Origin of the sequence: Zobellella taiwanensis (assembly GCF_003012795.1) — a bacterium.
Classification (GTDB): Bacteria; Pseudomonadota; Gammaproteobacteria; order Enterobacterales; family Aeromonadaceae; genus Oceanimonas; species Oceanimonas taiwanensis.
The window spans coordinates 39,203-52,216 of sequence record NZ_PXYH01000012.1; the positions used below are offsets into that span (position 1 = coordinate 39,203).

A 13,014-nucleotide genomic window follows, 5' to 3' on the forward strand; every position below is an offset into this window, starting at 1 on the left:
TACCCAAGGCCCTGCGAGGTGTCCCATTTTTTCCCAGATCGCCGGCTTTTGTAAAAAGCTGCTTACCCGACAACAGGAGGCGTTGCCCTTGCAACCCGTGGTGCTAGAGCGCGACCAGCACGGTATATCGCGCCGACAAATCAGTGAAAACGCCCTCAAAGTGCTGTATCGCCTGAACAAGGCGGGCTTTGACGCCTACCTGGTCGGCGGCGGTGTGCGTGACTTGCTGCTGGGTCGCCAGCCCAAGGATTTCGATATCGCCACCAACGCCACCCCGGAGCAGGTCAAGCAGCTGTTCAGCAATTGCCGGCTGGTGGGGCGTCGTTTCCGCCTGGCCCATGTGCTGTTCGGCCGGGACGTGATCGAGGTGGCCACCTTTCGCGGCCACCATCATCAGGTCAACACCAACAAACACATCTCGGCCCAGTCCGCCGAGGGCATGCTGCTGCGCGACAATGTCTACGGCACCATAGAGGAAGATGCCGAGCGACGCGACTTTACCGTCAACGCCCTCTACTACAATATCGCCGATTTCAGCGTGCTCGGATTCGCCGGCGGCCTCAAGGATCTGGAAGCCCGCCGCCTGGAGCTTATCGGCGATCCCGAAACCCGCTACCGGGAAGACCCGGTGCGCATGCTGCGGGCGGTGCGCTTCTCCGCCAAGCTGGGGCTGAGCATCAGCCCGCGCACCGAGGCCCCCATCCGGGAGCTGGCGCCGCTGCTGTCCGACATTCCCCCGGCCCGGCTGTTCGAGGAAACCCTCAAGCTGTTTCTCGCCGGCCAGGGCCTGGAAACCTATCGCCAGATGCAGCACTACGGCCTGTTCGCGCCCCTGTTCCCGGAAACCGCCGAGGTTATGGGCCGGGGCAACAACCGTTACGGCCGCTTTATCGAGCTGGCCCTGGCCAACACCGACGAGCGTATCGCCCAGGAACTGAGGGTCACCCCCGCCTTCCTCTATGCCGCCCTGCTGTGGGGACCGGTGGAAACCCGCACCCAGGAATTCGTCAACGACGGCGGACTCGGCTACCACGACGCCTTTATGCTGGCCGCCGACGAAGTGATCGGCCGCCAGGTGAAAACCGTAGCCATCCCCCGCCGTTTCAGCACAATTGTGCGCGATATCTGGCAATTGCAGGACCGGCTGACCAAGCGCGCCGGCAAACGCCCCCACCGGCTGCTGGAGCATCCCAAGTTCCGCGCCGGCTACGATTTCCTGCTGTTGCGGGCCGAGCTTGATCCCCGGCTCAAGGAACTGGCCGAGTGGTGGACCGACTTCCAGGTCGCCAACCCGGTGGACCAGAAAAAACTGAGTCAGGTGGCAGCCCGCGAGCAGGATAACGACATGACCGAAGCCGCCCCGCGCAAGTCGCCACGCAAGCGGCCCCGCCGCCGTCCGCGCCGGAGACGGGAAGGGTGAAACGGGTTTTTGTCGCCCTCGGCGCCAACCTGAACGACCCCGAGGCCCAAATCCGTGCCGCCCGGCAGGCACTGGCGGCCCTGGCCGTGCCCGCCAGCCTTTGCCATTCGCCCCTGTATCTGAGCCGTCCCATGGGGCCGGCGGATCAGCCGGCCTATGTCAACGGCGTGTCGGCCTTCGACACCCGGCTCTCGCCCCATGCCCTGCTCGACGCCCTGCAGGCGATAGAACTGGCCCAGGGGCGGGAGCGCAAGGATGAACGCTGGGGCCCCCGCACCCTGGATCTGGACATACTGCTCTATGGCGACCAGCAGATCGAGGACGAGCGGCTGACCATACCCCACTATGGCATGAAGCAAAGGGAATTCGTGCTTTATCCGCTGGCCGACCTGGCACCGGAACTGGTGCTGCCCTGCGGCACCCCCCTGGCCCGGCTGCTGCGGGATTGCCCGCAAAACGGCATGACCCGGTTGCCGGCGCAGTAACAGGAAACCACCATGAGCAAAATCACTACCGCACGCCTGCAGGCGATGAAGCAGGCCGGCCAGAAAATCGCCATGATTACCGCCTACGACGCCACTTTCGCCGGCCTGTTCGAACAGGCCGGGGTCCACTCCATCCTGATCGGCGACTCCCTCGGCATGGTGCTGCAGGGCGAAGCCAGCACCCTTAAGGTGAGCGTGGGCGACATCGCCTATCACACCCGTTGCGTGGCCAACGGCAGTCAAAGTGCGTTCATCGTCGCCGATATGCCGTTCATGAGCTATAGCACCCCGGAGCAGGCCTGCGCCAGCGCCGCCGCCCTGATGCGGGCCGGCGCCCATATGGTCAAGCTGGAAGGCGGCGACTGGCTGGCGGAGACCGTTACCCAACTGACCCGCCAGGGTGTGCCGGTATGCGGCCATCTGGGGCTCACCCCCCAGTCGGTACACGTGTTCGGCGGCTTCAAGCTGCAGGGCCGTGAGGCTGAGCAGGCGGAGCAGATCAAGCGCCACGCCAGGGCCCTGGAGGCGGCCGGTATCCAGCTACTGGTGCTGGAGTGCGTGCCCAGCCAACTGGGCGCCGACATCAGCCGGGAACTCCGCATCCCGGTGATCGGCATTGGCGCCGGCCCGGACACCGACGGCCAGGTGCTGGTGATGCAGGACGCCCTGGGGCTGACCTCCGGCTATGTGCCCAAGTTCACCAAGAACTTCCTGGCCGAGAGCGGCAACGTCCGGGCCGCCATCGAAACCTATGTGGCCGAGGTGGCCGAGGGCCGCTTTCCCGGCCCCGAGCACAGTTTTAACTGAGGACAGAAGATGCAACTGGTCAGCACCATAGAGGAACTGAGGAGCATCATCGGCGGCTGGCGCCGAGGCGGCGATCGCATCGGCTTCGTGCCCACCATGGGCAACCTGCACCAGGGTCACCTGGAGCTGGTGCAGCAGGCCAGGGCCCGCACCGACCGGGTGGTGGTGAGCATTTTCGTCAATCCGCTGCAGTTCGACCGGGCCGCCGATCTGGCCGCCTACCCGCGCACCCTGAAGCAGGACTGTGAGCGCCTCGGCGACCAGGCGGATCTGGTGTTCACCCCCACTCCCGAGCTGATGTACCCGCACGGCCAGCAGCAGCAGACCAGGGTCAGCGTGCCCGGCATTTCGCAGGTGCTGGAAGGCGCTCTGCGCCCGGGCCACTTCGACGGGGTCAGCACAGTGGTGTGCAAGCTGTTCAACCTGGTGCAGCCGGATCTGGCCTGCTTCGGCGAAAAGGACTACCAGCAGCTGGCACTGATCCGTAAAATGACCGCCGATCTGAACCTGCCGGTGGAGATCCTGGGCGTGCCCACGGTACGCGCCGAGGACGGCCTGGCGCTCAGCTCCCGCAACGGTTACCTGACCGAGTCGGAGCGGGCCCTGGCACCCGAGTTGGCCGCCACCATGCACCGGCTGGCCAAGCGCCTGGCCGCGGGCGAGCGGGATCTCGAACTGCTGGTAAAGGAAGGCGCCGCCCGGCTGGACGGCGCCGGCTTTCGCACCGACGGCATCGATATCGTCGATGCCGACACCCTGGCGCCGCTTGACGAGCACAGCCGGGCGGCGGTGATTTTAATGGCCGCCTTTCTGGGCAAGGCCAGACTGATAGATAACCAGGTAGTGCCCCTGTAGTGACACTCAGGTCTTGCTGGGAGGGGGAGCCAGGCTCTAAGCCGACCGTTGGCGCCAGGGATGGCGCCGTCGAGCCCCCAGGGATGGGTTCACGGCGAGTCGGCGTGAGCCTGGCTCCCCCCTCCGGGCACTGTCGCAAAACCATAAGCCCTCAGGGCGGTAATTGACGGAGACAAGCTAAACATGGATATGCAACGCATCATGCTCAGGGGCAAGCTGCACCAGGCCCGGGTCACCCACGCCGAGCTCAACTACGAAGGCTCCTGCGCCATCGATCAGGATCTGCTGGACGCGGTCAATATCCGCGAGTACGAGCAGATCGACATCTACAACATCGAGAACGGCGAGCGCTTCCACACCTACGCCATTTCCGGCGAGCGCGGCTCCAAGATGATCTCCCTGAACGGCGCCGCCGCCCGCAAGGCCGCGGTGGGCGATCGCATCATCATCTGCGCCTACGCGCCCATGACCGAGCAGCAGATCGCCGGCTACAAGCCCAGCCTGGTGTACCTGGATGCCCACAACAACATAGTGCGCACCAGCAAGGACATCCCCCTGCAGCTGGCCTGATCGCGGGTTTTCCCTTTCAGTTCAAGACAAAAGGCAGCCGATTGGCTGCCTTTTTCTTCAAACTGAAGCATCATGGTTCACGGTGAAAGGGATTGGGCTTCCTTTGCCCGACACCTGTGGTTATAACAAACGGCATTGGCAACCAGTGGAAAGGCAGCCAACCGGCTGCTTTTGGACTCAGTGCCGCAATCCCCGTCCGGTCCGGATCAGGTACCAGGCCGCGCCGTAGAACAGGGCGATAAAGCCGAGGATGATGCCGTAGGCCAGGGTCAGAGGCACGTCGCTGATGCCGAGGAAGCCGTAGCGGAAGGCGTTCACCATGTACAGCACCGGGTTGGCCTGGGACAGCCCCTGCCAGAAGCCGGGCAGCAGCTCGATGGAGTAGAAAACCCCGCCCAGGTAGGTCAGCGGCGTCAGCACGAAGGTGGGGATAATGCTGATATCGTCAAAACTGCGGGCAAAAATCGCATTAAGCAGGCCCGCCAGGGAAAACAGCACTGCGGTCAGAAAGACGGTGAAGACAATGCTGAACAGGTGACTCACCTGCAAGTCCACGAAAAACAGCGACACCAGGCTGACGATTAACCCCACCGCCAGTCCCCGCACCACGCCGCCGCCCACGTAGCCGGCGATGATCACATAGGTCGGCACCGGCGCTACCAGCAGCTCTTCCACGTTGCGCTGGAACTTGGCGCTGAAAAACGACGAGGCCACGTTGGAGTAGGAGTTGGTGATCACCGACATCATGATAAGGCCAGGCACGATAAAGGCCATGTAGGAATAGCCGCCCATTTCGCCGATACGGCTGCCGATCAGGCTGCCGAAAATCACGAAATAGAGGGTCATGGTGATGGCGGGCGGCACCAGTGTCTGTACCCAGATACGGGTGAAACGCACTATTTCTTTGTGCAAGATGCTGCGAAAGGCGATGTAATACTGCCTGGCGTTCATGCTTTCCTCCCCTGCTCCACCAGTGTCACGAACAATTCCTCCAGCCGGTTGGCCTTGTTGCGCATGCTCAGCACCCGGATGCCCTGCTCGTTGAGCTGGCCGAACACGCCGTTGAGCCCCTGCTCCTTCTTCACCTCCACCTCAAGGGTGTGATCGTCCAGCAGTTGCCAGTTGAAGCCGGACAGGAAGGGCTCCCGGCAGTCGGGAGCCAGATCCAGGATAAAGGTTTCCACGTTGAGCTTGCCGAGCAGCCCCTTCATGGTGGTGTTTTCCACCAGCCGGCCCTTGTCGATGATGCCGATATGGCGGCACAGCATCTCCGCCTCTTCCAGATAGTGGGTAGTGAGGATGATGGTGATGCCCTCACCGTTGATTTCCTTGAGAAAATCCCACATGGCCCGGCGAATTTCGATATCCACCCCGGCGGTGGGCTCGTCCAGGATCAGCAGGCGGGGCTGGTGCATCAGGGCGCGGGCGATCATCAGCCGGCGCTTCATGCCGCCGGACAGGGTGCGCGCCGGCAGATCCCGCTTTTCCCACAGATCCAGCTGCTTGAGGTAACGCTCGGCCCGGATCAGGGCTTCCTTGCGCTCCACCCCGTACAGGCCGGCCTGATTGACCACAATCTGGCGCACTTTTTCAAACTGGTTGAAGTTGAACTCCTGGGGCACCAGGCCAATCTGGGACTTGGCCAGCTCCAGCTGGCTGTCGAGATCGTAACCGAACACCTTCACCTTGCCCCCGCTCTTGTTGACCAGGGAGGAAATGATGCCGATGGTGGTGGATTTTCCGGCCCCGTTGGGCCCGAGCAGGGCATAGAAGTCGCCCTGCTCCACGGTCAGATCGATGCCCCTGAGCGCCTCCACGCCGCCGGCGTAGGTTTTGCGCAGGCCCTCGATCTCCAGTGCTTTGGTCATGCTTGGCTCCGGTTCAAAAACATATGCCTGGACAAGGACCAGGCATATGAGGGATTTCTTGTTATCGGGAAGTCGACTGCCGGGGATTACTCCAGCGGCACCACCTTGCCGATATAGGGCAGGTTGCGGTAACGCTGGGCATAGTCGATGCCGTAGCCTACCACGAACTCGTCGGGGATGGTAAAGCCGACCCAGTCCACCGGCACCTGGGCCTCGCGCCGCTCGGGCTTGTCGAGCAGGGTGCAGATGCTGAGCGACGCCGGGGCGCGCAAGGACAGGATCTCCTTCACCTTGCTCAGGGTGTAGCCGGTATCGATGATGTCCTCGACGATCAGCACATGCTTGCCGTGGATCTCGTCGTCCAGATCTTTGAGGATACGCACATCCCGGTTACTGTCCATGCTGTTGCCGTAGCTGGAGGCGGTCATAAAGTCGAGCCGCACCGGCAGCGCTATCCGGCGGCACAAATCGGCCATAAACACGCAGGAGCCGCGCAACAACCCGACCATCACCAGTTCGTCAACGCCCGCGAAGTGGGCGTTGATCTGCTCGCCCAGGGCCCGGATCCTGGCGTCCACCTCTTCGGTGCTGATCAGGACATCCACTCGATGCTTCATGTTTTCGCTCCGTTCGGGTCCAAAAACCCGGCTGTTGTTAAAGCGGTATTTTAGCGGAATTCGCAGAAATCTGCATTCCGGGTCAGCTTTCTGGTCCGCCATAGCCCCAGCGTTGCACCAGGGCCTGATCCAGCCCCAGGTGATCCAGGATCCGCGCCACCATAAAGTCGACCAGATCCGCGATGGATTGGGGCTGATGATAAAAACCCGGCGCCGCCGGCATGATGGTGACCCCCATGCGCGCCAGTTTCAGCAGATTCTCCAGATGGATCTCCGACAAGGGCGACTCCCGGGGCACCAGGATCAACTGCCCCTTCTCCTTGATTACCACGTCGGCGGCCCGCTCGATGAGGTTGTCGGAAGCACCGCTGGCAATGGCCGCTACCGTGCCCATGGAGCAGGGGCAAATCACCATGCGCTTGGGCGCCCCCGAGCCCGAGGCCACCGGCGAGAACCATTCCTCCTTGCCATAGGCCCGTATCTGACCGGGGTCGGCACCAAACCGCTCGGCCAGCCAGGCGGCCAGCGCTTCCGGCTTGCCCGGCCATTGCTCCCCCTGCTCGGTGGCCAGCACCACCCGGGCGGCGCCGGACACCAGCAAATGCACCTGGATGCCGGCCTTGACCAGACACTGCAGCAAGGCAAGAGCATAGGGGGCACCGGACGCGCCACTTAGCGCCAGGGTGACCTGCCGCTCACGCGGATACTCAGCCATGAGCCGCCTCCAGCGCCGCCAGCAGCTTGCCGTGAATACCGCCAAAGCCACCGTTGCTCATAACCAGAATTTCGTCACCGGCCTTCGCCTCGCTCACCAGGGCGGCAATCAGACTGTCAAGCTCGTCAAAGACCCGGCCTTGTGGGCAGCTCGCAGCCACGGCCTTAAGGTCCCACTCCAGCCCCGGCGGCTGAAACAGATAAGAGGCATTGGCCTGTTGCAGGGAATCGGCCAGTTCCTGTTGATGCACCCCCATCTTCATGGTGTTGGAGCGGGGCTCCAGCACCGCCAGCACGCGGCGGCCTTCACTCCGGGCACACAGGCCGGCCAGGGTGGTGGCGATGGCGGTGGGATGGTGGGCGAAATCGTCCCATACCCGGATGCCGGCCACCTCGCCCTTTTGTTCCATGCGCCGTTTGGGCGGCACGAAGCGGCACAGGGCGGCGATGCCGTCGGCCACCGGCACCCCGGCATGGCGGGCGGCGGCCAGGGCCATCAGGCCGTTGTGCACGTTATGATGGCCCATGCAGGGCCAGCTCACCTCGCCCACCGGCCGGCCCTCGAGCAGCACGGTAAACCGGCTACCGTCGGCGACCAGGGGCTCGGCCTGCCAGAGGCCGTCGTCGCCCACGTATTCCAGTTCGCTCCAGCAGCCCATGTCCTTGACGGCTTCCAGCACCGGGGTACGGGTCGGCAGCAGGATGCGGCCATGGCCGGGCACCATCCGCAACAAGTGGTGGAACTGCCGCTGGATCGCCGCCAGATCGGGGAAGATGTCCGCGTGATCAAACTCCAGGTTGTTGAGGATCAGGGTGCTGGGCCGGTAGTGCACGAACTTGGAGCGCTTGTCGAAGAAAGCGCTGTCGTACTCGTCCGCCTCGATCACGAAAAAGGGCGCCTCGCCCAGGCGGGCGGAGACCTCAAAATTGCCGGGCACGCCGCCGATCAGAAAGCCGGGCTTGAGGCCGCAATCCTCCAGGATCCAGGCCAGCATGCCGGAAGTGGTGGTCTTGCCGTGGGTACCGGCCACCGCCAGCACCCAGCGGTGTTGCAGCACGTGCTCCAGCAGCCACTGGGGACCGGAGGTATAGGGGATGCGCCGGTTCAGCACGGCTTCCACGCAGGGGTTGCCCCGGCTCATGGCGTTGCCGATCACCACCAGATCGGGAGCCGGCTCCAGCTGGGCTGGATCATAGCCTTCGATCAGCGCTATGCCCTGCTGCTCGAGCTGGGTGCTCATGGGTGGATAGACGTTGGCATCGCTGCCGGTCACCTGGTAGCCGAGCTGGCGGGCCAGCACCGCCAGCCCGCCCATGAAAGTGCCGCAAATACCGAGAATATGAATATGCATAACCTGCCCCTGGCTGCTGTGAAGGCCGCATTCTAACAATCCGCGGCGGCTTTGGGCACTTGTATGGTGATCCCTGCGACAGCGGTTATAATGTTGTCCCCGACCCGCCCTTACCCCTTGGTATAACAGATACCCGGGAGCAAGGGTGGTAAACTCGAGTCGCAACTCCGTTACTGACCATATAAAGGAAACGTCATGAGCCTGAACCAGGTACCGGCCGGAAAGAGCCTGCCCGAAGATATCTATGTAGTCATTGAGATCCCGCAGAACGCCGATCCCATCAAGTACGAGATCGACAAGGACACCGGCGCCGTGTTCGTGGATCGCTTCATGGCCACCCCCATGTTCTACCCCTGCAACTACGGCTACGTGAACCAGACCCTGTCCCTGGACGGCGACCCGGTGGACGTGCTGGTACCCACCCCGCATCCGCTGGTGCCCGGCGCGGTGATCCGCTGCCGCCCGGTGGGCGTGCTGAAGATGACCGATGAATCCGGTGAAGACGCCAAGATCGTGGCCGTGCCCCACAGCAAGCTGACCAAGGAATACGACCATATCCAGGACGTGAACGACCTGCCCGAGCTGCTCAAGGCCCAGATCAAGCACTTCTTCGAGCGCTACAAGGAGCTGGAAGCGGGCAAGTGGGTGAAAGTGGAGGGATGGGAAGACAAAGCCGCCGCCGAAGCCGAGATCCTGGCCTCCGCCGAGCGTTACAGCAAAGCCTGATCGCCTCCGGCCTCCGGATTCCAAAAGAGCACTGCGGTGCTCTTTTTTTATGTGTAAGGGTTTGACAAAAAATTAACACTCCCTAGGCTGAGAGGTCAGACCTCAAACCACAAGGAGAGTAACCGATGAAAACATGGATGCTGCTGGCCTGCCTGCCCTTTATGGCCTCGGCCCACAACCTGCAGCTCGAGCAGCCTTTGCCTCCGGTCAGCGTCGGCGACCGGGGCGAACTGGTGCTAGAGCAGGATCGCCTCACCACCCGCAGTTGGGGCGTGGATACCCTGCCGGGCAAGGTACGGATACTCCAGCATATCGCCGGGCGCGGCAGCGCCAAGGCGCTGAATGCGCCGCTGATCGAGGCGATCAAGGCCGCCGGACTGCCCCGGGATCGTTACCAGACGGTGACCATCATCAACCTGGACGACGCCGTCTTCGGCACCTCCGCCTTAGTGCGCAGCAGCGCCGAAAGCAGTAAACGGGAATATCCCTGGTCGTCGATCGTGCTGGATGAACAGGGCCGGGTGGCTCAGAGCTGGCAACTGAGGTCCAATGGCTCCGCCATAGTGGCGCTCGACCGTCAGGGCCGGGTAATGTTCGTCAAGGAAGGGGCGCTGGATACTGCGGAAATCAGGGACCTGATGCAACGGCTCAGGACGGCGCTGAACAACTGACAGACAAGGCCCTCGACGGGCCTTATCTTTTGTGACCGGTTACTCTATCATGGTGGCCAGGATCCCGAGGCTTGAGACATAGCCGACAAACAGAAGCAACCAGGTCATCCTGGACCTACCTTTCTGCATCCGGTGCTCCTTTTAAAACTTGCAGCCGAATTTTAACATGGCGAAAACATCGTTAACAACCAAAGCCGACACCGATGGCCCAGAAATCCCTGTCAGTGGATCACAAAATCAGAAACAGCAGGACACTGCTGTTACAACTGGCCGAGCAACGCGGCCTGGCCGGGCTGCTGCATGGTGACTCGCCCCAGAGTTTCGGCACCCGCTATGAAGTGCGCCGGCAGCTGGAAGCCGCTGCCCGGCAAAAGAACCTAGAAACCATCGTCAGCCTGGCCAGTCAGCAGTGCGGCACCGACGTTGGCAGCGAGCCGGATCCGGACTGGCTGAGCCATTTCCTGGCGTTGGCAGAAAATATCCGCCATCCGGCCATGCAGCAGTTCTGGGCCAGCATTCTCAGCCAGGAAATCAGCCGGCCGGGGCGCTGCTCGGTGCAGGCGCTCAACTGTCTCACCCAGATGACCCAAAAAGATGCCCTGCTGCTGCAAAAGGCCAGCGCGCTCGGCTGCCATTTCGGCGACGATAACCTGAGGCTCATTTTCGGTTACCGGCAAAAAGCGCTGCTGCAGGGGCTGCGCCAGCAAAAAATCAACCTGGGGAAATACCGGTTGCCCTATGCCGGCCTGATGCAGTTGTTTGAGCTTGGTCTGCTGCATCAGACCGAGCTGGAATCGGGGGAACTGACGACACTGCCGCCCTTGAAGCTGGTACTGGGCCAGCACCGTCTGTTGCTGGACCCCTACCGCAAGGGGGTCCGGCTGCTGTATTACCGCTTCACCGCTACCGGCAACGAGCTTGCCGCCCTGATGACGGAACCGGCGCCGGCCGACTATCTCAGGGAGCTGGCCGATTTACTGTCTCCCCTGGGCCGGCTGGAGCAGACAGCCGGCTAGCCGCAGCAGCGCGCCATCACGTCGGTCGACTCGACGGCGCCGCCGAACCAGGCCAGGCTGTCCGCCAACGACGCCACCGAACCGATCACCATCAGCGCCGGGCTGGCCACCTGCCCGGCCAGCTCGGCCAGTTCCCGCAACTCGCCCCGCACCACTTTTTGCTGGGCCGTGGTGCCTCGCTCGATCAGCGCGACCGGAGTATCGGGGCTCAGGCCATGTTCCAGCAACCGCTGCCGGATATGTGCCGAACGCATCAGTCCCATGTAAATGACCAGGGTCTGCCGCCCCCGGGCCAGGGAGGCCCAGTCCGGCTCCTCGCCGTCCTGCTTGCAGTGGCCGGTAATAAAGACCGCGCTCTGGGCGTGGTCCCTGTGGGTCAGGGGAATGCCGGCATAGGCGGTGGCGCCGGCGGCGGCGGTGATGCCGGGCACCACCTGGTAACGGATGCCGGCGGCCTTCAGGCTCTGCAGTTCCTCGGCGCCGCGACCGAACATAAAGGGATCGCCCCCCTTGAGCCGCACTACCCGCTTGCCGGCCAGGGCCTGCTCCACCAGCAGTTGGTTGATCTGCTCCTGGGGCACACTGTGGTGGCCCGCCTTCTTGCCCACGGCGATCCGCTCGGCCTCGGGACGGATCAGCGCCAGTATTTCCTCGGACACCAGTTGATCGAACAGCACTACCTCGGCCTTCTGCAGTTCGTTCAGCGCCTTGACGGTAAGCAGATCCGGATCGCCAGGCCCCGCCCCCACCAGTATCACCTCGCCCCGGGAAGGTTGCTGCATTTCCCGCCGCAGCCAGGCCTCGGCCCCGGGTTCGTCCTGTTGCTGCAGCAGGGCGGTGAGGGCCGGCTGGTCCTGCACCCGGGCCCAGAACCGGCGCCGCTCGGCGGGGCTGGCAAAGGCCTGCCGTGCCTGCCGGCGCAGACGACCCGCCACCCGGGCCAGGGCGCCCCAGTGGCGGGGCAACAGGGCATCCAGCCGGGCCCGCAACAAGCGGGCCAGCCAGGGAGCGCAGCCACCGGTGCTGAAGGCGACTTGCAGGGGAAAGCGTTCCACTATGGAGGGGAAGATAACCGCCGAACGTTTGCTGTCGTCAGCCTTGTTGACCAGGATGCCGCGCCGGTTGGCAAGCTGATAGACCCGGGCATTGACCTCGGCGCTGTCGGTGGCCGCCACCACCAGGAAGATGCCATCCAGGTGCGCTTCGGCGAAGGGCTCGGCCCGCCAGTCGAAGCGTTCACGCAGGCCGGCCAGCTCCTCGCCCAGGGTGGGCGACACCACCGTCAGCCGGGCGCCCCGTGCCAGCAGCAGGCGGGCCTTGCGGGCCGCCACGGCACCACCGCCGACAATCAGGCAGGGACGATGTTGGATACTGATGAAAAGAGGCAGGTGTTCCATGGCCGGTTCCGCTGGTTCGCTGAGATAGACCGACTATAGACAGGAATTGTTATCCCACAAAATACTAAAAAATAATTTTTTATGCCTTTAGGTTATTTCATAAGGGCACACAGCAGATCCTTCCAGGACAACACCCCAAGCAGTTGCTGGCGATCCACCACCGGCAGGCAGCTGATGTTGCGCTCCAGCATCAGGCTGGCCGCCGCCGCCAGGCTGGCATCGGCGGCAATGGTCACGGGATCGCGGCTCATCACCTGATGGGCGCGCCGCTGCAGGGTTTCCCGATCCCGCTCCAGCTCGGCATCGGTGGCCAGGTAGGGGCTGAGCGCCCGGTACATGTCCGCATGGGTAATCACACCGCACAACCGGTCTTCGTCATCCACCACCAGCAGGTGTCGAAAGGGCGCCTGGTCGAAAATATCGCGTACCAGCGCCAGCCGGTCGTCCTGCTGAACGGTGGCGATACGCCGGGTCATGATGTCCTGTACCTGCATCGAACCTCCTTGCCCGGAGCCG

General features: G+C 63.2%; 15 protein-coding genes. 8 read left to right on the top strand and 7 right to left on the bottom strand.

Translation table 11 applies throughout. The features are described from left to right. The first annotated feature begins 58 nt into the window (after nucleotides 1–58). The 5 genes from pcnB to panD all read left to right on the top strand — a co-directional run bounded on the left by pcnB (nucleotide 59) and on the right by panD (nucleotide 4,137). Nucleotides 59–1,420, top strand: coding sequence for a polynucleotide adenylyltransferase PcnB (pcnB, locus tag C7I36_RS10035; RefSeq protein WP_245880091.1), 1,362 nt, complete (start codon nucleotides 59–61; stop codon nucleotides 1,418–1,420). Next, on the top strand, nucleotides 1,417–1,905 hold the full coding sequence (folK, locus tag C7I36_RS10040; RefSeq protein ID WP_106453590.1) for a 2-amino-4-hydroxy-6-hydroxymethyldihydropteridine diphosphokinase: 489 nt from the start codon (nucleotides 1,417–1,419) through the stop codon (nucleotides 1,903–1,905). Before pcnB ends, folK begins: the two co-directional genes overlap by 4 nt. 12 nt (nucleotides 1,906–1,917) lie before the next feature. Then, nucleotides 1,918–2,712 (top strand): 3-methyl-2-oxobutanoate hydroxymethyltransferase, encoded by a 795-nt coding sequence (gene panB / locus C7I36_RS10045; protein WP_106453591.1) that lies wholly within the window; start codon nucleotides 1,918–1,920, stop codon nucleotides 2,710–2,712. 9 nt (nucleotides 2,713–2,721) lie between these two features. Beyond that, nucleotides 2,722–3,567 carry a pantoate--beta-alanine ligase gene (gene panC, locus C7I36_RS10050; RefSeq protein WP_106453592.1) on the top strand — a complete coding sequence of 282 codons (846 nt, stop codon included), beginning with the start codon at nucleotides 2,722–2,724 and terminating at the stop codon, nucleotides 3,565–3,567. Nucleotides 3,568–3,750: 183 nt separating this feature from the next. Next, nucleotides 3,751–4,137: an aspartate 1-decarboxylase gene (gene panD, locus C7I36_RS10055; protein WP_425445044.1), complete on the top strand. Its 387-nt coding sequence runs from the start codon at nucleotides 3,751–3,753 to the stop codon at nucleotides 4,135–4,137. 177 nt (nucleotides 4,138–4,314) lie between these two features. Here the strand turns inward: panD and C7I36_RS10060 are convergent, their stop codons facing one another. The 5 genes from C7I36_RS10060 to mpl form a co-directional block, all read right to left on the bottom strand. Next, nucleotides 4,315–5,088, bottom strand: a complete 774-nt coding sequence (locus tag C7I36_RS10060) for an ABC transporter permease (protein ID WP_106453593.1) — start codon at nucleotides 5,086–5,088, stop codon at nucleotides 4,315–4,317. Then, nucleotides 5,085–6,005 (bottom strand): ABC transporter ATP-binding protein, encoded by a 921-nt coding sequence (locus tag C7I36_RS10065; RefSeq protein ID WP_106453594.1) that lies wholly within the window; start codon nucleotides 6,003–6,005, stop codon nucleotides 5,085–5,087. The genes C7I36_RS10060 and C7I36_RS10065 overlap by 4 nt, the downstream gene beginning before the upstream one ends. An 86-nt stretch (nucleotides 6,006–6,091) precedes the next feature. Beyond that, entirely contained in the window at nucleotides 6,092–6,622 is a 531-nt protein-coding gene (hpt, locus tag C7I36_RS10070) for a hypoxanthine phosphoribosyltransferase (protein ID WP_106453595.1), read from the bottom strand. An 82-nt stretch (nucleotides 6,623–6,704) separates the two neighbouring features. After that, on the bottom strand, nucleotides 6,705–7,337 hold the full coding sequence (locus C7I36_RS10075; RefSeq protein WP_106453596.1) for a flavin prenyltransferase UbiX: 633 nt from the start codon (nucleotides 7,335–7,337) through the stop codon (nucleotides 6,705–6,707). Next, complete coding sequence (mpl, locus tag C7I36_RS10080) at nucleotides 7,330–8,688, bottom strand: UDP-N-acetylmuramate:L-alanyl-gamma-D-glutamyl-meso-diaminopimelate ligase (RefSeq protein ID WP_106453597.1); 1,359 nt, start codon at nucleotides 8,686–8,688, stop codon at nucleotides 7,330–7,332. Before mpl ends, C7I36_RS10075 begins: the two co-directional genes overlap by 8 nt. Nucleotides 8,689–8,883: 195 nt before the next feature. Here mpl and ppa point away from each other — a divergent pair, with 195 nt between their 5' ends. The 3 genes from ppa to C7I36_RS10095 all read left to right on the top strand — a co-directional run bounded on the left by ppa (nucleotide 8,884) and on the right by C7I36_RS10095 (nucleotide 11,101). Continuing rightward, nucleotides 8,884–9,414, top strand: coding sequence for an inorganic diphosphatase (gene ppa, locus C7I36_RS10085; protein ID WP_106453598.1), 531 nt, complete (start codon nucleotides 8,884–8,886; stop codon nucleotides 9,412–9,414). Nucleotides 9,415–9,539: 125 nt separating this feature from the next. After that, on the top strand, nucleotides 9,540–10,085 hold the full coding sequence (locus C7I36_RS10090; protein WP_106453599.1) for a YtfJ family protein: 546 nt from the start codon (nucleotides 9,540–9,542) through the stop codon (nucleotides 10,083–10,085). Between the two features lie 203 nt (nucleotides 10,086–10,288). Beyond that, entirely contained in the window at nucleotides 10,289–11,101 is an 813-nt protein-coding gene (locus C7I36_RS10095; protein WP_106453600.1) for a TIGR03899 family protein, read from the top strand. On the opposite strand, the gene cysG is transcribed toward C7I36_RS10095, so the two are convergent. After that, nucleotides 11,098–12,498 carry a siroheme synthase CysG gene (gene cysG, locus C7I36_RS10100; RefSeq protein WP_106453601.1) on the bottom strand — a complete coding sequence of 467 codons (1,401 nt, stop codon included), beginning with the start codon at nucleotides 12,496–12,498 and terminating at the stop codon, nucleotides 11,098–11,100. The genes C7I36_RS10095 and cysG overlap by 4 nt on opposite strands. A gap of 92 nt (nucleotides 12,499–12,590) precedes the next feature. After that, nucleotides 12,591–12,992 (bottom strand): CBS domain-containing protein, encoded by a 402-nt coding sequence (locus tag C7I36_RS10105; RefSeq protein WP_106453602.1) that lies wholly within the window; start codon nucleotides 12,990–12,992, stop codon nucleotides 12,591–12,593. Nucleotides 12,993–13,014 lie beyond the last annotated feature (22 nt).

Excerpts from the sequence above, each read along its gene's own strand:
- panB (WP_106453591.1), top strand. The coding sequence starts at position 1,918 with ATGAGCAAAATCACTACCGCACGCCTGCAGGCGATGAAGCAGGCCGGC.
- panC (WP_106453592.1), top strand. The coding sequence starts at position 2,722 with ATGCAACTGGTCAGCACCATAGAGGAACTGAGGAGCATCATCGGCGGC.
- panD (WP_425445044.1), top strand. The coding sequence starts at position 3,751 with ATGGATATGCAACGCATCATGCTCAGGGGCAAGCTGCACCAGGCCCGG.
- C7I36_RS10060 (WP_106453593.1), bottom strand. The coding sequence starts at position 5,088 with ATGAACGCCAGGCAGTATTACATCGCCTTTCGCAGCATCTTGCACAAA.
- C7I36_RS10065 (WP_106453594.1), bottom strand. The coding sequence starts at position 6,005 with ATGACCAAAGCACTGGAGATCGAGGGCCTGCGCAAAACCTACGCCGGC.
- hpt (WP_106453595.1), bottom strand. The coding sequence starts at position 6,622 with ATGAAGCATCGAGTGGATGTCCTGATCAGCACCGAAGAGGTGGACGCC.
- C7I36_RS10075 (WP_106453596.1), bottom strand. The coding sequence starts at position 7,337 with ATGGCTGAGTATCCGCGTGAGCGGCAGGTCACCCTGGCGCTAAGTGGC.
- mpl (WP_106453597.1), bottom strand. The coding sequence starts at position 8,688 with ATGCATATTCATATTCTCGGTATTTGCGGCACTTTCATGGGCGGGCTG.
- ppa (WP_106453598.1), top strand. The coding sequence starts at position 8,884 with ATGAGCCTGAACCAGGTACCGGCCGGAAAGAGCCTGCCCGAAGATATC.
- C7I36_RS10090 (WP_106453599.1), top strand. The coding sequence starts at position 9,540 with ATGAAAACATGGATGCTGCTGGCCTGCCTGCCCTTTATGGCCTCGGCC.
- C7I36_RS10095 (WP_106453600.1), top strand. The coding sequence starts at position 10,289 with ATGGCCCAGAAATCCCTGTCAGTGGATCACAAAATCAGAAACAGCAGG.
- cysG (WP_106453601.1), bottom strand. The coding sequence starts at position 12,498 with ATGGAACACCTGCCTCTTTTCATCAGTATCCAACATCGTCCCTGCCTG.
- C7I36_RS10105 (WP_106453602.1), bottom strand. The coding sequence starts at position 12,992 with ATGCAGGTACAGGACATCATGACCCGGCGTATCGCCACCGTTCAGCAG.